This is a genomic window from Pseudomonas kribbensis (genome assembly GCF_003352185.1).
Lineage (GTDB): Bacteria > Pseudomonadota > Gammaproteobacteria > Pseudomonadales > Pseudomonadaceae > Aquipseudomonas > Aquipseudomonas kribbensis.
Genome location: NZ_CP029608.1, coordinates 603,128 through 625,893, shown reverse-complemented (window position 1 = coordinate 625,893; position 22,766 = coordinate 603,128). Strand labels below are relative to the sequence as shown.

The following is a 22,766-nucleotide window of genomic DNA, read 5'->3' as shown; positions in this document are numbered from 1 at the left end:
CTCGCGGCTTTTTTGTGGGTCACTGTTTCGGCGCGGGGGCCGGTGCAGTGGCCGGTGCAGCAGGCGCCGGGGCTGGCGCTGCGCTGCCCGGCTCGGCCGGTTTCGGCAGCGGGTCGTCGAACAGATTCAACCGTTCGCGCAACTCGTGGGCCGGCACTGGCTGCTGATCCGCTGGCAAGGCGTTCGGGTCGACCGGTTTGGCCGGATCGGCGCCGTTCTGCCCTTCGGCCGGTTTCGCTGGTTCAGCGCCTTGCGAACCTTCGATGGCGGCCTGGGCCTTTTTGGTCAACACCACGATGTCGATACGGCGGTTGACCGGGTTGAACGGGTTCTCCTTGTCGAACAGTGCCGACGAGGCGTAACCCACCACGCGAGCCACTTGGCCGTCCGGATAGCTGCCCGCCACCAGCGCACGCCGGGCGGCGTTGGCACGGTTGGCCGAGAGCTCCCAGTTACCGAAATCACCGGTGCCGGTGTACGGCTTGGCATCGGTGTGACCGCTGATGCTGATCTTGTTCGGCACCGCTTTGATGGTGTCGGCCATGGCCAGCAGGATGTCTTCGAAGTACGGCTTCAGGCGTGCAGAACCGGAGTCGAACATCGGCCGGTTCTCGGCGTCCATGATCTGGATGCGCAAGCCGTTCGGCGTGATCTCGAACAGGATCTGATCCTTGAACTTCTGCAGTTGCGGATTCTCGTCGACCTTGTTCTGCAGTTCCTGCAGCAACAGTTCCAGACGCTCCTTCTCGACCTGCTCGGCCATGCCTTCAACCTGATCGGTGTCGACCGTGACCTTGTCCGGTTGCGGCTGAGACTTCACTTCAGGGTTGAGGGTGTTTTCCGGCGCCAGGGTCGGCGTGCCGCCCAGGTCGATGATGTAAGGCGTGCCGCTCTCGGAGAAGCCGACCGGATCCTTGAAGTAGCCGGCAATGGCGATCTTCTGTTCCGGTGTTGCGGTGGACAGCAGCCACAGCACCAGGAAGAACGCCATCATCGCCGTCGCGAAGTCGGCGAAGGCGATCTTCCACGCCCCGCCATGATGCCCGCCACCGTAGCGCTTGACGCGCTTGATGATTATCGGCTGGTTATTTTCCATGACTTAGCGACCGCGAACCGCTTGTTCCAGCTCGGCGAAGCTAGGACGGTGAGCCGGGTACAGAACCTTGCGCCCGAATTCCACGGCCAGCGACGGCGGCATGCCGGAAGCCGAAGCCACCAGCGAAGCCTTGATGGCTTCGTAGACGTTGAGCTCTTCCTTGGCATCGTGGGCCAGGGAATGCGCCAGCGGGCCGAAGAAGCCGTAGGCCGCCAAGATACCGAAGAAGGTACCGACCAGTGCCGCACCCACGTGCAGACCGATGGACTTCTGATCGCCCTCGCCCAGAGAGGCCATGGTCACCACGATACCCAGTACCGCCGCGACGATACCGAAACCGGGCATGCCGTCGGCAATGCCGTTGACCGCGTGGGAAGGATGCTCCAGTTCTTCCTTGAGGCTGTAAAGCTCCATGTCGAACAGGCCTTCGAGTTCGTGCGGCGCCATGTTGCCGGACGACATGATGCGCAGGTAATCGCAGATGAACGCGGTCATGCGTTCGTCTTTCAGCACCGCCGGGTACTTGGCGAAGATCGGGCTCGCAGCGGCATCTTCGATGTCGCCTTCGATGGCCATCATGCCTTCACGGCGGCTCTTGTTGAGGATTTCGTAGATCAGGCCAAGCACTTCCAGATAGAACGTGTGGCTGAAACGCGAGCTGAACATGCCCAAGGATTTCTTGAGCACGTGCATGGTCATGTAACCGGGGTTGGCCTGGAGGAATGCTCCAAGTGCCGCACCGCCGATGATCATCACCTCGAAGGGCTGGATCAGGGCGGCAATCTTGCCGTGGGAAAGCACGTATCCGCCGAGCACGCTCGCGAATACGACGATGATGCCGATAATTTTAGCCATAGGTAGAAAGTACTTATTTAAGTCGGGTTCAAGGTCATATTCGGAAGTTAAAAAATCTCTTCTTCTACTTATCGGCAAAACTGCGCCAGACTATAGCCAGTTCAGGCGAAAAGCCAATTTAGCCCGTGCCGGGCGCGTCTACAGCAGATCAAGATCCCGTCCAGACATGGCTAATGAAACGAACGTCCCACACGCAAGACCGACCACACTCGATGGCTGGGTGAAGCTGCTCGACGGCGTGCGCCTGCCGGTGCCGCAAGAGGCTCACGACAAGGTCTGCCGGGCGATCCGCGATAATCGCAGCTCGTTGCGCGACATTGCCGACCTGATGCAGGACAGCCCGGCGCTGGCCCTGAGCATAATCCGCGAAGCCAACCGCCATACCCAGGGCAGCCTGACCGCACCGGCGGAAAACCTTGAGGTGGCGATCAATCGCCTGGGGCTCGCCCGCACCGAAGAACTGCTGGCACGCCTGCCCGCCGAGCCGCAGGCGCAAATTCCCCAGGCCCTGCGCCAGATACAGATGATCAGCCAGCACGCCACGCAACAGGCCAACGGCTTTTTTGCCAGTCGCCTGGCACGGCTGTGGCAGGACATTCACTGGGGCAGCCTGCTGTTTCTGTCGCCGCTGTGGCCGCTGGCGCTGACCTTTCCCAAACTGCTCGAAGAGTGGGAAGTACGGGTCATCCACAAGGGCGAATCGGCCCGCGACGTGGAAAAACAATTGTTCGGCGTGCGCCTGCTGAAGATCGGTGCGGCACTGGTCGAAGCCTGGCGCCTGCCGATCTGGGTGCAGCAGGGGTATCGATTGCTGCTCACCGAGCAACGCGAACTGGTCAAGGTTCTGCGCATCGCCCGCGACGTCGATCACCCGTTGCGCCAACAGAACCGCCTCGATGACGACCCGACCCTGCGCAACTGGCTCAATCAGCCGGCCAATACCGTGCTGCTGGCCAATGGTCTGGCGCTGTCGGCGCAACAGGCCTGGGACAGTCCGCACAGCGAGCGCTGGCAGTACCTGACCAGCCTCTATCTGCAAATCCCGATGGACGAAGTGCAGCAGCAGTTGCACCAGCAGGCCGCCAACAGTGCGCGCCGGCATTCGATGCCGGATCTGTGGCACCCGGCGGTTTCGCTGCTGTGGCCATGGGACAACCGTCGCTTGCCTGCCGGCATGCTGCCCGCCGCCGCGCCGAGTACCGAAGACCTGGCCAAATGGCGCCGGCAATGCGCCGAACTGCTGGCCGAACCGAGCCGTTTCACCAACGCCATGCACCTGACCATCGCCGCCCGCGACGCGCTGGTGGCCAGCGGCATGCGTCGGGTGATGATCCTGATGGCCGACCGCACCCAGTCCAGTCTGCGTGTGCATCAGATTTCCGGGTTGCCGAAGGAAGCCGCTGCGCTCAATTTCGTCGTCAGCCAAAGCACCGTGCTGCAACGCCTGCTCGCGCAGCAGGCACAAGTGCGGATCACTCCGGAGAACAACGCCCAGTTTTCCGCCCTGCTGCCGCCGTCCCTGCGTACGCTGTTTCGTGGCGAACATCTGTTTCTGCGCTCGCTGGTCCATAACGGCCGGGTGATCATGATCGTGGTCGCCGACCAGGGTGGCGGACCGTTCGCCGACATCACCGTGCAAGCCTTCGGCAAAACCGCGCAGTGCATCGAGAAAGCCCTGCACAGCTTTAGCCAGCGCGGCCAATGACAGCTACAATCCTTCCCCTTTGTGCTCTGGAGACCTCACATGTCTGACTTCTCTGGCCTGGCGCTGGTGATCGAGCCGAGCGACCTGCTCCCGCGCCTCGACGCCCGCAACCTGATTCTGGTGGATCTGACCAGCGCCGCCCGCTATGCCGAGGGTCATATTCCCGGCGCACGCTTCGTCGACCCGAAGCGCACCCAGCTGGGCCAGGCACCGGCTCCGGGTCTGCTGCCGACAAAAGAAAAACTCGAAGAGCTGTTCGGCGAGCTGGGCCACAACAAGGACGCGGTCTACGTGGTCTACGACGACGAAGGCGGCGGCTGGGCCGGGCGCTTCATCTGGCTGCTCGACGTAATCGGCCACGACAAGTACCACTACCTCGACGGCGGTCTGTCGGCGTGGCTGGCGGAAGGTTCGCCGATGTCGATCCAGGTCCCTCCTGTCGCCGGCGGCCCTGTAGCCCTGACCCTGCGCGACGAACCGACCGCCACCCGCGAATACCTGCAAAGCCGCCTCGGTGCTGCTGATCTGGCGATCTGGGACGCTCGCGGGCCACTGGAATATTCCGGCGAGAAAGTGCTGGCGGCCAAGGGTGGACACATCCCCGGCGCAGTCAATTTCGAATGGACGGCTGGCATGGATCAGGCGCGCCAGTTGCGCATCCGTACCGACATGCCGCAGATACTCGAAAACCTCGGGATCACCAAGGACAAAGAAATCATCACTCACTGCCAGACCCATCACCGGTCCGGTTTCACTTATCTGGTGGCCAAGGCTCTCGGTTATCCGCGGGTCAAGGGCTACGCCGGTTCCTGGGGCGAATGGGGCAACCACCCCGACACCCCCGTCGAGCTTTAAGGATTTTTAAGGACAGTCATGAAAGAGCGTTTGTTTATCATCAGCCAGTACCTGCTGCCTCACCATTTGCTGTCGCGCCTGGCCGGCTGCATCGCCGAGTGCCGCGTGCGCTGGTTCAAAAATGCCTTCACCACCTGGTTCGCCAAGCGTTATCAGGTGGACATGTCCCAGGCGCTGGTTGAGGACGTGACCGCTTACGAGCACTTCAACGCCTTCTTCACCCGCGCGCTGAAAGACGGCGCACGTCCGCTGGACCAAACGCCGGGCGCGATCCTCAGCCCGGCCGACGGTGCGATCAGCCAGCTCGGCCCGATCGAGCACGGCCGCATCTTCCAGGCCAAGGGCCACAGCTTCAGCGTGCTGGAACTGCTGGGCGGCGATGCAGCCAATGCCGCGCCGTTCATGGGCGGCGAGTTCGCCACCGTTTACCTGTCGCCGAAGGATTACCACCGCGTACACATGCCGCTGGCCGGCACCCTGCGCGAGATGGTCTACATCCCGGGCCGGATCTTCTCGGTCAACCAGACTACCGCTGAAAACGTCCCTGAGCTGTTCGCCCGCAACGAGCGCGTAGCGTGCATCTTCGACACCGAGCGCGGGCCGATGGCCGTCGTGCTGGTGGGCGCGATGATCGTGGCTTCGATCGAAACCGTGTGGGCCGGTCTGGTGACGCCGCCGAAGCGTGAGCTGAAAACCTTCCGCTACGACGAAGTTGCCCGTGCGCCGATCCACCTGGAAAAAGGTGCGGAACTGGGGCGCTTCAAGCTGGGTTCGACCGCGATCGTGCTGTTCGGGCCGGATCAGGTGAAGTGGGTTGAAGAACTGAAAGCCGGCTCGCCGGTACAGATGGGTCAGGCCCTGGCACTGTCGAACGCCTGAACCTGCTGATCCGCCCCTGCGCACGTCTGCGAAGGGGCGGACACGACCTGAACGGCGCCGTTACTCTATCTGCCCACGGAAGCCGATCGGCCCTTCGTTGGCGTAGGTATTGGTGCCGCTGAGGTTTTTCCCGCCGTCACTCGAGGTGACATTCAACGCGATAACGTTCTGGTTATCCCGACCGCCGATCACCCATTTGCCACCTGGATGCCATGGGGCATCGTTGCCACCCCACTGGTTCTCGACGTTGTACTGGTTCTGACCAGTGCGTTGAGCCTTGAAGCCAATAGGGCCTTCGCCGGCGTAGGTCATGGTGCCGTTGAAGGTTTTGCCGCCGTCGCCGGACTTGATGTCGATGGCAACGACTTTCTGGTTGTCCCGCGCGCCCAGAACCCAGGTTCCACCCGGATGCCAAGGTGCCGAACTACCGCCCCATTGGTTTGCCACTGCGTATTTAGACATGAACCTCATCTCCTTGAAGTTTTTCAGAGACCTGCCCGACGTTGGCGGCAAGCCGTGCAACCGTGCGTTTCCGATCGCACGCCAGAGAGCCTAGTAGCGCCTGCCGAAATGGCATCAGGCCAGCAGACCAACGGTAAAAAAGCCTGACAAACGCCTGCGAAACGGACCACAACTGCTAGAGTTTTTGGCATTGCCCTATTCGCCGCCGGAGCTGGTCACGGCATGAGTGAGCCTCGATTCCAACCGCAACTGAGCGCACCGACGCCAACGCAGTTGCGCCTGTCTTTCTGTGAAGCGACCCCGCGCGATCTCAAGCGCTGGATCGCCGGCCTGCCGAAAGCCAACATCGGCGAAACCGCGCGCCAGCTCTATCAGGGCCTCGGCGAACTCAATCAACTGCTGACCCCCAGCGACAACCGTCTACACCTACTGGAGCTGATGCGGCCCGAGGTGTACTTCGTCTGCCAGCACCTTGAGCGGCACTTTCTGCATCAGGCGATCATGCTCGACGAACGCTCACGCAAGATCAGCAACCTGTGCCAGGCCCTGCAAAGTCAGCTGGCCATCGGTTACAAGCAGATCGTTCTGCGCATCGCCCCCAAATACTCGAAAGACCGTGCCGCCCTGCTGAGCGAAACGCTGCAACGCGCCGTTCATGCGCTGAAAGGGCAACTGGTGCGCGCCACGCAGTTGTACAGCCCGGCGCCAGAGCAGCTGTGGTTTGAGCTGCACCAGTTGTTTCGTTGTGCCTGCGACTTGCAGTTGCAACACCGTCGGGTCCGTGACGATCTGGCCAGCCTCGCCGGTGAATTGAGCGTCGAACAGACCTATATCGCCGCTCTGCTGCTGGGCAGCGCCCGCTGCAATCAGATGCGCCAGAACCCGATCGCCCAACTCGCGCAGGTGCTTGAACCCTGGAGCGCCTGGCTGAAACTGCATCCCGGCGCCTCAGGCGAAGGGTTATTCGCAATTTCTGCGGAGATCGACGCCGGTCCGCGTTATCGCAGCAAATTTCGCAGCGAACAGCAGCCCGGCCTGCTCGGCTTCGATCCGCAACCACTGGTGAATGCCATCGAGGGCCACCTGCTGCATCAGGACACATCGACGCCGCTGCCGGTGCCGTCCGGCCTGACCCTCGACACCCTGCAACATCTGCACGCCACCTGGGGTGAAGCCGCCGAGCGCAGCTTCCAGCGCACCGTTGGCCAGGGCAACCTGACCGTGTGCGTCGGCATGAGCGCCCTGCACTTCTACCTCGGTGGCGAACGCACGTTCAGCGAATTGCTCAAGCATCCCGGTTCACGCGCCGCAAACTTCAGTCGTGCGGTAGCCCAAGGGGAAAAGGACAGCTGGAGTAAGGCCTTCGATGCCGCGCCGCAGAGCAAAACCGACGAATTCCTGCCCTACGAGGAAATCCGCTACGAGCCGCTGGCGGACGACGAAGGCGACGCCGACAGCCCACCGCACTACCCGACGTATGCCTTGCCGGTCATCAATCACAGTCCCGGCGGTTACTGCCTGGCGTGGCCAAAAGAAGTGCCTGCCGAATTGCAGACCGGGGAAATGGTCGGCATCCAGGACATCACGAATCAGGGCTGGAGCATTGCCGTGGTGCGCTGGATCCGCCAGGTGCGCGGTGCCGGGACACAAATGGGTATCGAGTTGGTAGCGCCACACGCCCAGCCCTGTGGCCTGCAACTGGTGCGCACCCGGGACGATCACAGCCATTACCTGCGAGGTCTGCTGTTGCCGGAAATCAGCGCCATCGACTTGCCCGCAACGCTACTGGCGCCGCGACTGCCGTTTCAGGAAGGCAACAAAGTGCTGATCAACACCCAGGGCGAAGAACACCGCGCCGGGCTGGATCGGCGGGTGGCAAGCACACACAGTTTCAATCAGTTTGCCTATCGCTCGCTGGAAGCCGCGCAGAATGGCGGGAGCGAGGAGGATTTCGACTCGTTGTGGAAATCCCTTTGAACACGGATCGCAGCCCAAGGCTGCGATCCTGAGCGAGGGTTCAGAGCTGCCCGTCGCGGTCCCGGAAGCCCAGCAGGTACAGCACACCATCCAGACCGAGAGTCGAGATCGCCTGCTTCGCCGACTGCTTGACCAGCGGCTTGGCGCGGAACGCCACGCCCAGACCGGCAATCGCCAGCATCGGCAAATCGTTGGCGCCGTCGCCCACGGCGATGGTCTGCTCCAGGCGCAAGCCTTCTTTCTCAGCCAGTTGCTTCAGCAGATCGGCCTTGCGCTGGGCATCGACGATCGGCTCGATCGCAACGCCAGTGCACTTGCCGTCGACCACTTCCAGTTCGTTGGCGAATACGTAGTCGATGCCGAGTTTGGCCTGCAGTTGCTTGGCGAAGTAAGTGAAGCCGCCGGACAGGATTGCGGTCTTGTAGCCCAGACGCTTGAGTTCGGCAAACAGGGTTTCGGCGCCTTCGGTCAGACGCAGGGAAGCGCCGATCGAATCCAGCACGCTGACATCCAGCCCCTTGAGCAGTGCCAGACGTTCCTTGAAGCTGGCGCGGAAATCCAGCTCGCCGGCCATTGCCCGCTCGGTGATTTCCGAAACCTGATCGCCGACGCCGGCTGCCTTGGCCAGTTCGTCGATGACTTCGGCTTCGATCAGGGTCGAGTCCATGTCGAACACCGCCAGGCGACGGTTGCGACGGAACAGCGAATCTTCCTGGAAGGCGATGTCGACGTTCAGCTCCTGGGCCACGCTGAGGAACTCGGCGCGCAGGGCCTGTGGATCAGCCGCTTCGCCACGCACGGAGAACTCGATGCAGCCCTTGCCCTTGTCGGCCGGTGTGTCCAGCGGCATGCGACCCGACAGACGGTCGATATGGTCGATGTTCAGGCCGTATTTGGCGGTGATCGAGCTCACGGCCTGCAACTGGCCGGCGGTGACCTTGCGGGTCAGCAGGGTGACGATGTGACGTTTCTTGCCCTGATTGCCCACCCATTGCTGGTAATCCTCTTCGGACACCGGGGTGAAGCGCACCTGCTGGTCGAGCTCGTAGCCCTTGAACAGGATGTCCTTGAGCACCGACTTGCCTTGCTCGGAGTCGGGGATTTCCACGAGGATGCCGAACGACAGCATGTCGTGAATCACCGCCTGACCGATGTCGAGGATATTCACACCACCCTGGGCCAGAACACCGGTAATGGCCGCCGTCAGACCCGGACGGTCGACTCCCGTGATGTTAATCAGGACGATTTCGCGCAACGCGCACCCCCGCAACTGGAAAAAAACCGCATTCTACCCACTTTCAGTGACCATCGGGCACCGCCAGCGCTTTGCCGGTCTAGGGCCTGTCGCTATACTGCGCGTCAACTTCACGGACAAAAGAGCCGAGCTCAGTGAACCGGCCCACGCCAGTAAAAACCGATAACTTCTTCCTGCTGATCTTCCGTGCACTGCGCCACCGCCGTGTACCGATTGCATTGCGCATTGCCAGCCATAACGTGATCCTGGTCGCCCTGGCCCTGGTGATCTATGCCTGCGTAATGGGCTTGCAGTTCAAGCAGGCCATGCACGAGCAGGCCGATGCGCTGGGCGAAAGCCTGACCACGCAGACCGCCACTTCCGCGACCGAACTGCTGGTGTCCAACGACATCCTCAGCCTCAACGTGCTGCTCAACAACCTGACCAAGAACAAGCTGGTGGCCCACGCTGCCATCTACAGCGTGGACAACCGCATCCTCGCCGAGTCCGGTCAGCGGCCCAAGCACAGCCTGCTGGGCGAAGCCGAGGGCATGTACGAGAGCAAGATCACCTTCCAGGACGTGACTGCCGGGCAACTGCGCATCAGCCTGGACATGGACCAGTTCCAGCAGCCGATGACCATCAGCCTGCAGAGCATGGGCATTCTGAGTGCGATCCTGCTGGCACTGTCGCTGGCCCTGAGCTTGCGTCTGGGCCGGCACATCTCCACGCCGCTGCTGCAACTGCGGGTCTGGCTGCGCCGGATCGACGAATACACGCCGGGGACCGAGCGTCAGGACGAGATCGGCGATCTTGCCCGTCAACTGCACGCCAACTTTGCCCCGGAGCCAGCCCCCAAACCTGAGCCGGAACCCGAATTCGAGGACGATGACGTCGAGCCGGAATTCGAAGTGCGCAACCTGCGTGATCCGAGCTTTGACGAAACCCGCCCGATGGCCGCGCAGAAACCTGCGCCGCGCCATGTGGTCAGCACCGTTGAAGACGACGATGACGAGGATCCGTTTGCCGATCTGCGTGACGAATCGCTGAACGAGCCCGCGCAACCTGCCGTTCGCCAGCCAACCCCGAGCGTGCCGCAACATACCGCGGTGCTGGCCGTGCAACTGGGCTCGCAAGAGCAATTGCGCCGTTTGCCACGGGCACGCCTGGAAGAATTGCAGGAGCGCTATCGCGACTGCCTGGAGCAGGCGGCTTCGCTGTATCAGGGTGAAATCGAAACCCTGAACGACGGCAGCACGCTGATGCTGTTCCACACCGAGGACAGCGGCGACGATTACCTGACCAACGCCATCTGCTGCGGCGAACTGCTGCGAGCGTTGGGCCACCAGTTGCAGATCGAAGTCGCCGACAGCGGCATCACCCTGCAGCTGCAACTGGGCCTGACTCTCGGCGATGAGTTGTTCGGCCTGAGTCAGATCGACCTGCTGCTGACCGACTCTGCCCAGGACGCCCTGGCGCTGTCGCAACACAGCCGCAACCTGCTGCTGGTGGAGCGCAAGATCGGTGACGACGCGCTGATTCGCCAGCGTGCGCGGATCCGGCCGATTGCCAGCCCTGAAGGCGCTTGCTGCGTGGAGCGCTTGATGGAGCCTTATCCGTCGATGCTCGAGCGGCAACTGGCGCGGATGCATGAGCGCCGGGCCTGAGGCCTTGATGTGAAGAAGCCCGCAGATGAGTGATTGTCTGCGGGCTTTTTTGTGCGTGGTGTTTTCGTGATTGCGCCTAGCCTTGAAGAGCCCCTCACCCTAGCCCTCCCGAAACGTCGGACCGCCCGGAGGGAGAGGGAACCGATTGGGGGATGCTCGGGATCTACACCGACCTGAACGAGCAAGACCGAATCCATAATCCAGACAAGCAACCGAACACGATTTCACAAATCCATAATCGACTCGAGCTTTCAGGTCGATGGATAGCAGCAGACGCCTCGGGAGGGTTAGTGTGAGGGGGCTTTTGATCTTCTACCCAGAAATCCAGAAACGACAAAGCCCGCACAAGGCGGGCTCTGTCCTGACTCGATCCAGCCTCAGAAGCGAAACACTTCCATATCCGTACGAATCGGCGAAGCCATCGGGATCTTCGGCTGTTTCTCGGCTTCCGCCGCCGGCGCGGCCGGTTTCGGTGCCGGTTTGCGTGGTGCTTCGGCAACCGGTGGCTGGTTGGCCAGCGGCTTGAGCGCGACCGACAATTGCTCGGCCAGGCGCTGCAACAGGATGCCCTGGGCCTGAACCTGCGAAGCCGTGCCGCCACTGTGCAGTTCTTGCAGGTGAACGATGCGGTTGTCCCGCACCTGGCCACGACGGTCGATCAGGCGCCACTGCGCGTCGAGAATCGCCGGTTGCTTGGCACCGGAGTCCAGACGCGTGATGGTCAACAGCACCTGCACATCCGGGGTGAACCCGGTGGTGGCCGGTGCCAGCACTACGCGTTGACTGTCCAGATGACCGGCAACCTGACGCAGCAGCAATTGATCGATATCCGACGAAAGGCTACCGGCCCAGCGGCCATCGACCGCAGCCTGCAGGCTGCCGTCCGGCTGACGCTGCAACAGGGTTTCACGTTGCAGGTAATCGGCAACGGTCACAGGGCCCAGCAAAACCGCCATGCCCGCGCTTTGCGCAGGCTGAGCCGGACTTCCGCTGTCCAGCTGATACAGCGACACCGGCTGGTGAACGCTGCAACCCGCCAGGCCAAGAACGCCGGCGAGCAGGAAAATAAGGGGGCGCAGAGAAGTCATCATCCCGTCCAGGTGGCCGCCACAAGGCTGACCACAGTGAAAATACTCAAAAAATATGAAGAACGCTCGGCCACGCCGGCGCTTGGAAAGGCCATATCATCCGTGAATATGCGTTCCGACTCCAGCGCCAAAGCGCCGATCTACGGGTTAAATCGAAGATCGGACGCTCTAGAGAGGCGTTCTCACTCATTTTCTCTGCCGGAGAAATCAGTGCGAATGCCCCCTGGCCGCTTAATTGAGGTTTTCGACGAGCAGCGCATCCACCCGCTGGAAGCCCCGTGGCAGTTTATTGCCACGACGACCACGCTCACCCTTGTAGTGTTCGAGGTCGTCGGCTTTCAGCGACAGGGTACGTTTTCCGGCCTGCAGCACCAAAGTGGCGCCATCCGGAAGAACGGCGATGTCCGTGACATATTCTTCGCGACTGGCCACACGTTCACCGGAGATACCGATGATCTTGTTGCCTTTGCCCTTCCCTAATTGTGGCAGATCGCTGATTTTGAAGATCAGCAGGCGACCCTCGGTCGTGACCGAAGCCAGCCAGTTCTGCTCGCGGTCGGCCACCGGACGCGGCGCGATCACCTTGGCGTTGTTCGGCAGGCTCAACAGGGCCTTGCCGGCCTTGTTCTTGGCTTGCAGGTCTTCGCCTTTGACCACGAAACCGTAACCGGCGTCAGAGGCGATCACGTACAGCGCGTCGTCTTCCGGCATCAGCACGCATTCGAACGTGGCGCCAGGCGGCGGCGTCAGACGACCGGTCAACGGCTCGCCCTGGCCCCGTGCAGAAGGCAAGGTATGGGCGGCCACCGAGTAACTGCGGCCCGTGGAGTCGATGACCACGGCTGACTGGTTGGAACGCCCCGCCGCCGACGTCTTGAAGCCGTCGCCGGCCTTGTACGACAGGCCGGTGGCATCGATCTCATGGCCCTTGGCCGAACGAATCCAGCCTTTTTCCGACAGCACGACGGTGACTTTCTCGTTAGGCAGCAGATCGTGCTCGGTCAGTGCCTTGGCTTCTGCACGCTCGACGATTGGCGACCGACGGTCGTCGCCGTAGGTTTCGGCGTCTTTCAACAGCTCGCTGCGAACCAGCTTCTTCAGCTTGGCTTCACTGCTCAACAGTGCTTGCAGCTTGGCTTGTTCCTTGAGCAGTTCGTCCTGTTCGTCGCGCAGCTTCATCTCTTCCAGTCGCGCCAACTGACGCAGACGGGTGTCGAGGATGTAGTCGGCCTGGATCTCGCTGAGGGCGAAGCGCTCGATCAGTTTGGCTTTCGGTTGATCCTCGGTGCGGATGATGTGGATCACTTCATCCAGGTTGAGGTAAGCGATCAGCAAACCGTCCAACAGGTGCAGGCGACGCTCGACCTTGTCGAGGCGGAATTGCAGGCGGCGACGCACGGTCAGCACGCGGAACTCCAGCCACTCCACCAGCAACGCCCGGAGGTTTTTCAGCTGCGGCTTGCCGTCCAGACCGATGATGTTGACGTTGACCCGGTAGGTCGACTCCAGCTCGGTGCTGGCGAACAGGTGCTGCATCAGCGCTTCGTGATCGACGCGGCTGTTGACCGGGATGATCACGATGCGGCATGGGTTTTCATGGTCGGATTCATCGCGCAGGTCGGCGATCTGCGGCGCTTTCGACGGTTTGGCCTGCATCAGCGCAGCGATCTGCTCCAGCACCTTGGCCCCGGAGACCTGGTGCGGCAGCGCGGTGACGATGATGTCGCCGTCCTCGACGTGGTACACGGCGCGCATGCGCACCGAGCCCTTGCCGGTTTCGTACATTTTCAGCAGGTCGGCGCGCGGGGTGATGATTTCCGCTTCGGTCGGATAGTCCGGGCCCTGAATGTGTTCGCAGAGCTGTTCGACCGTGGCTTTCGGTTCATCAAGCAGGCGCACGCAGGCGGTGGCGACTTCCCGCAGGTTGTGCGGCGGCACGTCGGTGGCCATGCCCACGGCGATACCGGTGGTGCCGTTGAGCAGGATATTCGGCAAACGTGCCGGCAACACCAGCGGTTCCTGCAGGGTGCCGTCGAAATTCGGGCCCCAGTCTGCAGTGCCCTGACCCAGCTCGCTGAGCAGCACTTCGGAATAACGCGACAGCCGCGCTTCGGTGTAACGCATGGCGGCGAAGGATTTCGGATCGTCCGGCGCACCCCAGTTACCCTGGCCGTCCACCAGCGTGTAGCGATAGCTGAACGGCTGGGCCATCAGCACCATCGCTTCGTAGCACGCCGAGTCGCCGTGGGGGTGGAACTTGCCGAGCACGTCGCCGACGGTACGTGCCGACTTCTTGTGCTTGGAATCGGCGTCCAGCCCCAGCTCGCTCATGGCGTAGACGATACGCCGCTGTACCGGTTTCAGACCGTCGCCGATATGCGGCAGGGCACGGTCCATGATCACGTACATGGAGTAGTTGAGGTAGGCATTTTCGGTGAAGTCAGCCAGCGACCGGCGTTCTACACCGTCCAGGCTGAGATCAAGGGAGTCGCTCATGCGGGCCTCATCGGTTCGTTGTCTGGCGCAGCAGCATGGTGCCACCGCGCTGGGTAAATTCAAGTTTGTTCAGGGCGCTCATACCGAGCAGCACCTGGTCGCCATGCAGACCGGGCGCCACCAGTGCGCGGACATCCCGCAGCACGATGTCGCCCAGTTGCAGGCGGTCGATACGGGTGCGATAGCCCTGGCTCAGGCCGTTGGCCGTGCTCAGGGTCACACCGAAACCTTCTTCCAGCCTCAGGTCTTTCGCGACCTCGGCCGGGATTGCCACGTCGGTCGCGCCGGTGTCGAGCATGAACTCCACCGGCCGGCCGTTGATCAGTCCGCTGGCGACGAAATGTCCCTGGGCGTTACCCGCCAGTTTCACTTCGATCACGCCACCCACCTGCTCCGAGCTGACCACCACGTTGGGATTGCGCTGGCGGTCTTCCCACTGGCCGAAAAACCGCGTGGCCAGAAACAGCGCCGCGCACCAGGCCAGAATCATCAACACCCGACCGGCGCGTTTGCCCGGTGGTTGCTGGCTCAAGGCTTGGCACTCCAGCCACCCTCGGGTGCGGCGAAACGCCAGACGATCGGGCGGACTTCGCCATCGGCGCGAGGGCCGAAGTTGTTGTCGACGCCGATCCAGGCACCGTCGGCATCAATCACCAACGCCTCTTCGAGCCCGAAGTTCTGGGCGTAGCGACGGTTGCCCTGCAACAGTTCGTCGGCATACGACCAGCAGCGCTCGACCTTGGCCGTCTGCGGATCGCGACGGCAGATCTGGTAGGCGTTGCGCTCAAGGGTGAACAGCTTGCCGTTGAACAACGACAGGTCGGAAAAGTCCCGGTTGACCGGCCTGGCCTTCGGAAACTGTGGCGGCTGCATTTCCATGCCGCCCTCACTGAGCAACACGCAACGACCGTCACAGTCCCATACCGTCTGCTGACGCTTGATCAGCAGCAAGCCACGGTTTTGCCGCTCGGCGGCCAGCCACATCTGATCACCTGCCGGGTTGATCGCCAGGCCTTCGAAGATCGCATTGAATTGCAGCAGCATGCCGCTGGCCCGCGCCTCGCGGACCATCATCGGCGAAATCTTCAGCCACGAGGACGGCCCCTGCGGCGGGACTTGCAAAACGGCGGCGTGGCCTTCGCTGACAATGTAGCGATTGCCGGCGCTGTCGCAGGTGATCCCTTCGAAATCCAGATCGCCGCCACGGACGAACGACGCCGCCCAGGTCCGCGATTTGATGCCCCACGGCAAGCCGCTGTCGGGCACCGGCGGCGGATCGATGCGCACAGCCGTGGCCTGCCAGACCGGATCGCGGGTATCGAGACGATAGATCTGATCATCGTCGCGGTCCGAGACCGTCCACAGCTCGTTGCCGCACATTGCCAGCCCCGAGAGGTTGCCGCCGCGCATGCCTTCGACCGGATGCTCGGAGAGCACGCGCAGTTCCTGCACGGGCTCGGCCGACACCGTCATCGAGCCCAGCAGCAACGCACCCGCCAGGGCCCAGCCGAAGCGCATCAGGCCAGGACCTCGGCCAGGTTGCCCTTGGATTCGAGCCAGGACTTGCGGTCGCCGGCGCGTTTCTTCGCCAGCAGCATGTCCATCATTTCCGAGGTCTGGGCGAAGTCTTCGCCGAGGGTCAGTTGCACCAGGCGTCGGGTGTTCGGGTCCATGGTGGTTTCACGCAGCTGCGGCGGGTTCATTTCACCCAGGCCTTTGAATCGGGTGACCTGCGGTTTGCCACGTTTCTTCTCGGCCACCAGTCGGTCGAGGATCCCGTCGCGCTCGGCTTCGTCGAGGGCGTAGTAGATCTCTTTGCCCAGGTCGATGCGGTACAGCGGCGGCATCGCCACGTAGACGTGACCGGCATCCACCAGCGGACGGAAATGCTGGACGAACAAGGCGCAGAGCAAGGTGGCAATGTGCAGACCGTCGGAGTCGGCGTCGGCGAGGATGCAGATCTTGCCGTAGCGCAGCTGGCTCATGTCCTCGGCGCCCGGATCGACACCGATGGCTACCGCAATGTTGTGCACTTCCTGACTGGCCAGCACTTCGCTGCCGTCGACTTCCCAGGTGTTGAGGATCTTGCCGCGCAACGGCAGGATCGCCTGGAACTCTTTATCCCGCGCTTGCTTGGCCGAGCCGCCGGCGGAATCACCTTCCACCAGGAACAGCTCGGAACGCATCGGGTCCTGCCCGGCGCAGTCCGCCAGCTTGCCCGGCAGCGCCGGCCCCTGGGTGATGCGCTTGCGCTCGACTTTCTTGCTGGCTTTCAGGCGACGGCCGGCGTTGCTGATCGCCAGCTCCGCCAGCGCCAGACCGGTTTCCGGATTGGCGTTGAGCCACAGGCTGAACGCGTCCTTGACCACACCGGAGACGAACGCCGCCGCTTCACGGGAGGACAGTCGCTCCTTGGTCTGGCCGGAGAATTGCGGCTCCTGCATCTTCATCGACAGCACGAAGGCGATGCGTTCCCAGACGTCTTCCGGCGCCAGCTTCACGCCGCGCGGCAGCAAGCTGCGGAATTCGCAGAATTCGCGCATCGCGTCGAGCAGGCCCTGACGCAGACCGTTGACGTGAGTGCCGCCCTGCTCCGTCGGGATCAGGTTGACGTAGCTTTCGGTGACCGAGGTGCCGCCCTCAGGCAGCCACAGCAACGCCCACTCGACCGCTTCCTTGGTGCCGGCCAGATTGCCGCAGAACGGCGCGTCCGGCAGGCGCTCGAATTCGCTCACCGCGTCTACCAGGTAGGAACGCAGGCCATCTTCGTAATGCCACTCGACCTTTTCGCCGGTGCCTTTGTCTTCGAAGCTGATCAGCAACCCCGGGCACAAAACGGCCTTGGCCTTGAGCACGTGCTTGAGGCGGCTGATGGAGAATTTCGGCGAATCGAAGTATTTCGGGTCCGGCGCAAAGAACACGCTGGTCCCGGTATTGCGCTTGCCGACGGTGCCGATCACTTGCAGATCGGTGGCCTTGAAGCCGTCGGCGAAGGTCATTTCGTATTCGTTGCCGTCACGCTTGACCCGTACCCGCACCTGGGTCGACAAGGCGTTGACCACGGAAATACCCACCCCGTGCAGACCGCCGGAGAACTGGTAGTTCTTGTTGGAAAACTTGCCGCCCGCATGGAGCTTGGTGAGGATCAGCTCAACGCCCGACACGCCCTCTTCCGGGTGGATGTCGACCGGCATGCCGCGGCCGTCGTCGCAGACTTCCAGCGAGTGGTCGGCGTGGAGGATGACCTGGATCGATTTGGCGTGGCCGGCCAGGGCTTCGTCGACGCTGTTGTCGATGACTTCCTGGGCGAGGTGGTTCGGCCGACTGGTGTCGGTGTACATGCCGGGGCGTTTGCGCACCGGGTCGAGGCCCGAGAGGACTTCGATGGCGTCGGCGTTATAGGAGCTAGCGCTGGGAGTGGCCATAAGGTCTCGTCGTCAGTGTTCGGTGAATAAGAAAATTAAGGGGGCAACCGCTCACAGCGCGGTGAAATCGATTGCCTGAAACAAATCGGCGCCAATGCCGGCAAAACTCAGCAACGCCGGCAATTGCCCGGCAAACCCCTGGAAACTGTGGTCGCCGCCGGCCTGAATACGCAAGGCACAGGCCCGGTAATACTGCTGGGCGTGGCGATAGTCCAGGGTTTCGTCCCCGGTCTGCAACCACACCTGATAACGCTGCGAATCCTGCGGTGCCGGCACTTCCAGTTCGGCCAGGGCCGTCACATGGTCGTGGGTCAATTCCCAGGTTTCGTCGGTGTACAGGTTTTTTTGCGTCCCCAGGTATCCGTCGAACATCCGGTGCGGACTGACGGCCGGGTTGACCAGCAGGGCTTTGAGGCCATGGCGTTCGGCCAGATGAGTCGCATAGTAGCCGCCGAGCGAGCTTCCCACCAGCAACGGCCGGCCCAGCTCGGCAATTGCCTGCTCCAGCTGACCGATGGCTTCACGGGGGTGGTGATGCAACGCCGGGACACGCAGTTGATCGCTCAAACCCAGACGCTCCATCACCTCGACCAGTTGACAGGCCTTCTTCGAGGCCGGCGCGCTGTTGAAACCGTGGATATAGAGGATCGAACCGGACATTTGAGCTCCCTGGGTGTCGGCTAAAGAAAGCGGAGTTTACAGGGAGTCGAGGGTCGTTGGGCCAGCACCCGAGGAAATCAGCGCTGCGCCCCGGAATCAGTAACCGTTGGAGCCGTAATCCACCGTGAACCGGAAATCGGTGACACGCTCCACGCCGGTCTCGATCCGCCCGTCCGGCAGCAAGCGCAACCAGCGATAGCCCGGCGCCTGCTCGCCGACCTTGAAGTCGACACTGCGCGGCTCGAACTGAATGCAGGTCGACGGCGAGGCGATCAGCCGCACGCCATTGCGCTCGCGGTCGATCTCTTGATGCACATGCCCCCACAACACGGCCCGGGCCTGGGGGAAACGGTCGAGCACCTCGAAAAACGCTTCGGGATTGCGCAAGCCGATCGGCTCCATCCAGGCACAATCGATCGACACCGGGTGATGATGGAAGCACACCAGATGATGCCGCTCCGGCGCTTCGCTCAGGGCACGGGCGAGCAATTGCAACTGGTCATCCTGCAAATACCCCGGCACCGAGCCCGGCACCGCCGAATCGAGCAGGGTCACACGCCAGTTGCCGACATCCACTACCGACTCCAGCAGCGCACTTTGCACAGCGGCCATTTGCATGATCTGCGGTTCGTCGTGGTTGCCGGGGATCCAGCGGGCGGGTGCATCGATCTGCGCGGTCAGCTGACGAAACTGCTGGTAGGACTCCAGCGTGCCGTCCTGGGACAGGTCGCCCGTGGCAATCATCAGGTCGATTTGCGGCTGTTGTTCGAGCACCAGCTCGATGACCTTTTGCAGGCTCTCACGAGTTTTCATGCCCAGCAGCGCGCCGTCCGCCTCGGCGAACAGATGACTGTCGGACAGTTGCACCAGCAACGCCGCATCGGCAGTGGTCAGAGTCGATACGCTCGGCAAGGCGTTCTCCCAGGGCTGGACGCCGGGTCGGAAAGGTTCGCAATTATGCTGGGGGAAGGCCCCGGGAAGAAACCGCCGAACCGGACACAGTTCACAACTTGCCGCTGTAATAGAAGCTATCGAACGGCGGCGTACTCGTGACCGCAGGCCAGGCAATGACTCAGCCACTCTCCGAGGAACAGATTGAGCTGGGCCTTTTCGTCCGGCTGATGCATGGCCGCATTGGGGTAAGGATAGACGCCGCGAAAGCGCCGCGCATGTTCGGCGCTGATGACCTCGGCCATGCGCGCGTCGTGATAGACCTGCACCTCCAGCTGCGGTACCGGCAGCCACGGCAGGCTGTGTTCCTGACGCACTTGCAGGGTCGTGGTGTACGGGCAGGTCTGCAACACTTCGATGGCCAGCACGCCGAGCATCTGGTCGCCCTGGGTCACGGCGATGCGCCGCGCCTCAGGTTCGCGGCGCATGTCCGGCAGCAGTCGCATCAGGCGCGCGTAGTTGGCCTCGCAGGCGGCTTGCAGGCCCACGAGGTCGACACGATAGCGATCGCGCAGTTTGTTTACGACCATAACCCCCTCACTTCGGCGCGATTGAGCGTCAGCCACTGCAAGGCGATGATGCTCGCCGCATTGGCAATCCGGCCGTCGCGTACGGCCTGCAGCGCATCCTCGAATGCCCAGACCGTGACGCGGATATCTTCTGCTTCTTCCTCCAGCCCGTGCAGGCCGCCGACGCCTTCGGTGCTGCAACGCCCCAGAAACAGATGCACGAACTCGTTGCTGCCCCCCGGCGACGGGAAATATTGCATCATCGGCCACAACGCCTTGATGTCGAGTCCAGCTTCCTCCTGCGCTTCGCGGCGAGCAACTTCTTCCGGCACTTCTTCCTTGTCGATCAGACCGGCGACCAGTTCCACCAGCCACGGGTTGGCAGTCTTGCCCATGGCACCGACGCGAAACTGCTCGATCAGCACCACTTCATCGCGCTGCGGATCGTAGGGCAGCAGGCACACGGCGTCGTGTCGCACGAACACTTCACGATTGATCTCGCGGCTCATGCCGCCGGCGAACAGTTCGTGGCGCAAATGCACACGGTCGAGCTTGTAGAAGCCCTTGTAGCATTGTTCGCGCCGCACGATATCGATGGCGGCGGGAGTGGCTTTGGCAAGATCGGTCATGGGCATCCTCGTTTACTGCAATTCCAATACGAGGCTGCGTTTTTTGTGACGGGCAACCTCGACTTCGCGCCATCCTAACGCGCCCGCGATGTTTGATGCAGCCCCTTTACCGTCAGCGGGATGGACGGTGGAGGCGAAACCCACTCTAATTAGCTTAGTGGCGAACTGACCGCTTCGTAGAGAGTCGAAGCGGTAACTTTTTGCCTTCCCCTGTTTCAGAAAGGACGCCCATGTCGCTTTTCAAAATCGCCTCCGTGGCGGCCATCGCCCTAACCTTGGGCGCCTGTGCCAGCCTGTTCCAGCCCAACTACCGCACGCCGCTGGAAACCACCCGCGACGCCTCGGAAACCCTGAAACCCGGTTGTTCCAACCCGGACTGCCCGCTGGTGAACATCGACACGCTGCACTTCCCGGCCGAGCCTGCGCTGGACGGCATCATCGAAAAACGCCTGCTGCAATTCACCCGCACCGAGCCGAACGCACCGGTGGCGCCGACCCTGGCGGCCTATCGCGAGCAGTTCCTGCGCACGGCCGGCCCGCGCAACAGCAGCTATTTGCAGGCGAAAGTACGCGAGCAGCATGACGGTCTGGTGATTGTCGAAGTGTCGAGCTACCTGGATACCGGCGGCGCCCATGGCACGCCGGGCCGCGGTTTCATCAACTATTCGCGCCAGCAGCACAAGGTGCTGAGCCTGTCGGACATGCTGGTGCCGGGTCAGGAAGAAGCGTTCTGGAAGGCTGCGCAGGTCGCGCATAACAGCTGGCTGATCAGCACCAAGCTCGATCAGGAAGCGGAGTACGTGAAGAACTGGCCGTTCGTCAAAACCCCGCACGTGGCCCTGACCTACGGCGGCGTGATCCTCAAGTACGACGTGAGCACCATCGCGCCTTACGCGCTGGGCCACGTCGAACTGAAGATCCCTTACCCGCGCCTGAACGGCATCATCAAGCCCGAGCTGTTTCCCGGCCGTAACTGAAGGCCCGGCCCAGCACGAGTTGCAGCAGCCCTGCCAGGACCAGCGCTGGCAGGGTTGCGCCGACATCCGGATACAGGTTGGCCAGCAGGTGATAGGTGCTGATGCCGCCCAGCCAGGCCAACAGCGCCGGCCAGCGCAACGCGGCCGAAGCCACCTGGCCACTGCGCTTGCGCAGGATGAAGTGATCCACCAGCACCACGCCGAACAGCGGCGCAAATACCGAGCCGATCAGCAGCAGGAAATTCTGGTACTGCGCCAGGGGCGCCAGCAGTGCGATCAGGGTGCAGATCACACCGATGGCCAAGGCCAGATGCTCGACTTTCAGACGTAGCAGAATCCCGCTGGACACCGCCGCCGAGTGAATGTCGGCAAAGGCGTTTTCCGACTCGTCCAGCAGAATCAGCAACAGCGGAATCCCCAGACCGGCACCGGCCAGTGCCAGCAGCAGCGCGTTGACTTCACCGCTCGGCGCAAAGGCCAGGGTGTAGGCGACGCCCAGGCTCATCAGCCAGAAGTTGCCGATGAAGAAACCGATGGCCGTGCCACCGAACACATTCTTCGCCTTCTTGCCGAAACGCGAGTAGTCGGCAATCAGCGGCAGCCATGACAGCGGCATCGCGATGGCAATGTCGAAGCCCACGGCGAGCGGCATCGAACCATCCCCGGCCTTTGCCCACAAGGCGGCGAGGTCAGCCTTGACGAACAGGTTCCAGGTCAGCCAGATGCACGCGGCCAGAATCAGCCAGATGCCCCATTTGCGCAGGATCTTGCGCACGAACGTCAGCGGCCCGCTGACGGCGAGCAAGGTTGCCAACGCACCGAAGCACAGCGTCCACAACATCGGGCTGGCCCACAACGAACCTTCGCTGAACGCACGGGTACCCAGCAGGCTGGCGGCATCACGCATGACGATGATTTCGAACGAGCCCCAACCGATCAGTTGCAGCAGGTTGAGCAGCGCCGGCAGGCTCGCGCCTTTGCTGCCGAGGCTGAGTTTCAGCGCGGCCATCGACGACAGGCCGGTGTCGCTGCCGATCACGCCGACCGCCGCCAGCAACAGGACTCCAACCAGGGTGCCAAGGAAGATCGCCAGCATCGATCCCGACAGGCCCAGCCCCGGCGCGAGCAGTGCACCGGTCTGCAAGACCATCAGGCCGATGCCGAGGGAAAACCACAGGGAAAACAGATCGCGACCGCCGAACACACGCTTGTCGGCGGGCACGGCGAGGTCGGGGGAATAAGTACCGGGTTGAATGCTCAAGGGTGTTATCTCAGAGGGACATTTGTTGTTGTGTCGATCA

General features: G+C 62.4%; 20 protein-coding genes. 6 read left to right on the top strand and 14 right to left on the bottom strand.

Annotation, left to right across the window (positions count from 1 at the left end):
* Window positions 1-19: 19 nt before the first annotated feature.
* Both motB and motA read right to left on the bottom strand, forming a co-directional pair.
* Window positions 20-1,096 carry a flagellar motor protein MotB gene (motB, locus tag DLD99_RS02870; RefSeq protein ID WP_114881206.1) on the bottom strand — a complete coding sequence of 359 codons (1,077 nt, stop codon included), beginning with the start codon at window positions 1,094-1,096 and terminating at the stop codon, window positions 20-22.
* A gap of 3 nt (window positions 1,097-1,099) precedes the next feature.
* Window positions 1,100-1,951, bottom strand: coding sequence for a flagellar motor stator protein MotA (gene motA / locus DLD99_RS02865; protein ID WP_114881205.1), 852 nt, complete (start codon window positions 1,949-1,951; stop codon window positions 1,100-1,102).
* Window positions 1,952-2,117: 166 nt separating this feature from the next.
* On the opposite strand from motA, the gene DLD99_RS02860 reads away from it, so the two are divergent.
* From DLD99_RS02860 to asd, 3 genes are read left to right on the top strand one after another with little or no spacing between them, the layout of a single operon-like run.
* Window positions 2,118-3,656 (top strand): HDOD domain-containing protein, encoded by a 1,539-nt coding sequence (locus DLD99_RS02860; RefSeq protein WP_114881204.1) that lies wholly within the window; start codon window positions 2,118-2,120, stop codon window positions 3,654-3,656.
* A 39-nt stretch (window positions 3,657-3,695) separates the two neighbouring features.
* Entirely contained in the window at window positions 3,696-4,511 is an 816-nt protein-coding gene (locus tag DLD99_RS02855; RefSeq protein WP_114881203.1) for a rhodanese-like domain-containing protein, read from the top strand.
* Window positions 4,512-4,529: 18 nt separating this feature from the next.
* Complete coding sequence (asd, locus tag DLD99_RS02850) at window positions 4,530-5,390, top strand: archaetidylserine decarboxylase (protein WP_114881202.1); 861 nt, start codon at window positions 4,530-4,532, stop codon at window positions 5,388-5,390.
* A 60-nt stretch (window positions 5,391-5,450) separates the two neighbouring features.
* Here asd and DLD99_RS02845 read toward each other — a convergent pair whose 3' ends face one another.
* A complete protein-coding gene (locus tag DLD99_RS02845) occupies window positions 5,451-5,852 on the bottom strand; it encodes a lectin OAA family protein (protein ID WP_085711146.1) in 402 nt (133 codons plus the stop codon).
* Between the two features lie 222 nt (window positions 5,853-6,074).
* On the opposite strand from DLD99_RS02845, the gene DLD99_RS02840 reads away from it, so the two are divergent.
* The gene (locus tag DLD99_RS02840) at window positions 6,075-7,829 is read left to right on the top strand and encodes a molecular chaperone (protein ID WP_114881201.1); all 1,755 of its coding nucleotides are present in this window, start codon (window positions 6,075-6,077) and stop codon (window positions 7,827-7,829) included.
* A 40-nt stretch (window positions 7,830-7,869) separates the two neighbouring features.
* Here the strand turns inward: DLD99_RS02840 and serB are convergent, their stop codons facing one another.
* Window positions 7,870-9,084, bottom strand: a complete 1,215-nt coding sequence (gene serB, locus DLD99_RS02835) for a phosphoserine phosphatase SerB (protein ID WP_007952163.1) — start codon at window positions 9,082-9,084, stop codon at window positions 7,870-7,872.
* Window positions 9,085-9,218: 134 nt separating this feature from the next.
* Here serB and DLD99_RS02830 point away from each other — a divergent pair, with 134 nt between their 5' ends.
* Window positions 9,219-10,730: an AhpA/YtjB family protein gene (locus DLD99_RS02830; protein ID WP_085711144.1), complete on the top strand. Its 1,512-nt coding sequence runs from the start codon at window positions 9,219-9,221 to the stop codon at window positions 10,728-10,730.
* Between the two features lie 377 nt (window positions 10,731-11,107).
* Here DLD99_RS02830 and DLD99_RS02825 read toward each other — a convergent pair whose 3' ends face one another.
* The 9 genes from DLD99_RS02825 to DLD99_RS02785 all read right to left on the bottom strand — a co-directional run bounded on the left by DLD99_RS02825 (window position 11,108) and on the right by DLD99_RS02785 (window position 20,488).
* The gene (locus tag DLD99_RS02825) at window positions 11,108-11,818 is read right to left on the bottom strand and encodes a PqiC family protein (protein ID WP_085711143.1); all 711 of its coding nucleotides are present in this window, start codon (window positions 11,816-11,818) and stop codon (window positions 11,108-11,110) included.
* A 231-nt stretch (window positions 11,819-12,049) separates the two neighbouring features.
* Window positions 12,050-14,314, bottom strand: coding sequence for a DNA topoisomerase IV subunit A (parC, locus tag DLD99_RS02820; protein ID WP_114881200.1), 2,265 nt, complete (start codon window positions 14,312-14,314; stop codon window positions 12,050-12,052).
* 7 nt (window positions 14,315-14,321) lie between these two features.
* Complete coding sequence (locus DLD99_RS02815) at window positions 14,322-14,846, bottom strand: retropepsin-like aspartic protease family protein (RefSeq protein ID WP_114881199.1); 525 nt, start codon at window positions 14,844-14,846, stop codon at window positions 14,322-14,324.
* Window positions 14,843-15,832 (bottom strand): esterase-like activity of phytase family protein, encoded by a 990-nt coding sequence (locus tag DLD99_RS02810; protein WP_114881198.1) that lies wholly within the window; start codon window positions 15,830-15,832, stop codon window positions 14,843-14,845. Before DLD99_RS02810 ends, DLD99_RS02815 begins: the two co-directional genes overlap by 4 nt.
* A complete protein-coding gene (parE, locus tag DLD99_RS02805; RefSeq protein WP_114881197.1) occupies window positions 15,832-17,739 on the bottom strand; it encodes a DNA topoisomerase IV subunit B in 1,908 nt (635 codons plus the stop codon). The genes DLD99_RS02810 and parE overlap by 1 nt, the downstream gene beginning before the upstream one ends.
* Window positions 17,740-17,790: 51 nt before the next feature.
* Window positions 17,791-18,399, bottom strand: coding sequence for a YqiA/YcfP family alpha/beta fold hydrolase (locus tag DLD99_RS02800; RefSeq protein WP_085711138.1), 609 nt, complete (start codon window positions 18,397-18,399; stop codon window positions 17,791-17,793).
* A 96-nt stretch (window positions 18,400-18,495) separates the two neighbouring features.
* Window positions 18,496-19,311, bottom strand: a complete 816-nt coding sequence (cpdA, locus tag DLD99_RS02795; RefSeq protein WP_114881196.1) for a 3',5'-cyclic-AMP phosphodiesterase — start codon at window positions 19,309-19,311, stop codon at window positions 18,496-18,498.
* 116 nt (window positions 19,312-19,427) lie between these two features.
* A complete protein-coding gene (locus DLD99_RS02790; protein WP_085711136.1) occupies window positions 19,428-19,880 on the bottom strand; it encodes a DUF1249 domain-containing protein in 453 nt (150 codons plus the stop codon).
* The gene (locus DLD99_RS02785; RefSeq protein WP_114881195.1) at window positions 19,871-20,488 is read right to left on the bottom strand and encodes an NUDIX domain-containing protein; all 618 of its coding nucleotides are present in this window, start codon (window positions 20,486-20,488) and stop codon (window positions 19,871-19,873) included. Before DLD99_RS02785 ends, DLD99_RS02790 begins: the two co-directional genes overlap by 10 nt.
* A 230-nt stretch (window positions 20,489-20,718) precedes the next feature.
* Between DLD99_RS02785 and DLD99_RS02780 the strand changes: the two genes are divergently transcribed.
* On the top strand, window positions 20,719-21,465 hold the full coding sequence (locus DLD99_RS02780) for an RsiV family protein (RefSeq protein WP_114881194.1): 747 nt from the start codon (window positions 20,719-20,721) through the stop codon (window positions 21,463-21,465).
* On the opposite strand, the gene cytX is transcribed toward DLD99_RS02780, so the two are convergent.
* Complete coding sequence (gene cytX, locus DLD99_RS02775) at window positions 21,434-22,726, bottom strand: putative hydroxymethylpyrimidine transporter CytX (RefSeq protein ID WP_114881193.1); 1,293 nt, start codon at window positions 22,724-22,726, stop codon at window positions 21,434-21,436. The genes DLD99_RS02780 and cytX overlap by 32 nt on opposite strands.
* Window positions 22,727-22,766: the final 40 nt, after the last annotated feature.

What these genes read in the sequence shown, in the direction of transcription:
- DLD99_RS02845 (WP_085711146.1), bottom strand. Translation starts at nt 5,852, where the DNA reads ATGTCTAAATACGCAGTGGCAAACCAATGGGGCGGTAGTTCGGCACCT.
- DLD99_RS02840 (WP_114881201.1), top strand. Translation starts at nt 6,075, where the DNA reads ATGAGTGAGCCTCGATTCCAACCGCAACTGAGCGCACCGACGCCAACG.
- parE (WP_114881197.1), bottom strand. Translation starts at nt 17,739, where the DNA reads ATGGCCACTCCCAGCGCTAGCTCCTATAACGCCGACGCCATCGAAGTC.
- DLD99_RS02790 (WP_085711136.1), bottom strand. Translation starts at nt 19,880, where the DNA reads ATGGTCGTAAACAAACTGCGCGATCGCTATCGTGTCGACCTCGTGGGC.
- motA (WP_114881205.1), bottom strand. Translation starts at nt 1,951, where the DNA reads ATGGCTAAAATTATCGGCATCATCGTCGTATTCGCGAGCGTGCTCGGC.
- DLD99_RS02855 (WP_114881203.1), top strand. Translation starts at nt 3,696, where the DNA reads ATGTCTGACTTCTCTGGCCTGGCGCTGGTGATCGAGCCGAGCGACCTG.
- DLD99_RS02800 (WP_085711138.1), bottom strand. Translation starts at nt 18,399, where the DNA reads ATGTCCGGTTCGATCCTCTATATCCACGGTTTCAACAGCGCGCCGGCC.
- asd (WP_114881202.1), top strand. Translation starts at nt 4,530, where the DNA reads ATGAAAGAGCGTTTGTTTATCATCAGCCAGTACCTGCTGCCTCACCAT.
- DLD99_RS02860 (WP_114881204.1), top strand. Translation starts at nt 2,118, where the DNA reads ATGGCTAATGAAACGAACGTCCCACACGCAAGACCGACCACACTCGAT.
- DLD99_RS02780 (WP_114881194.1), top strand. Translation starts at nt 20,719, where the DNA reads ATGTCGCTTTTCAAAATCGCCTCCGTGGCGGCCATCGCCCTAACCTTG.
- DLD99_RS02825 (WP_085711143.1), bottom strand. Translation starts at nt 11,818, where the DNA reads ATGACTTCTCTGCGCCCCCTTATTTTCCTGCTCGCCGGCGTTCTTGGC.
- DLD99_RS02810 (WP_114881198.1), bottom strand. Translation starts at nt 15,832, where the DNA reads ATGCGCTTCGGCTGGGCCCTGGCGGGTGCGTTGCTGCTGGGCTCGATG.
- parC (WP_114881200.1), bottom strand. Translation starts at nt 14,314, where the DNA reads ATGAGCGACTCCCTTGATCTCAGCCTGGACGGTGTAGAACGCCGGTCG.
- DLD99_RS02785 (WP_114881195.1), bottom strand. Translation starts at nt 20,488, where the DNA reads ATGACCGATCTTGCCAAAGCCACTCCCGCCGCCATCGATATCGTGCGG.
- motB (WP_114881206.1), bottom strand. Translation starts at nt 1,096, where the DNA reads ATGGAAAATAACCAGCCGATAATCATCAAGCGCGTCAAGCGCTACGGT.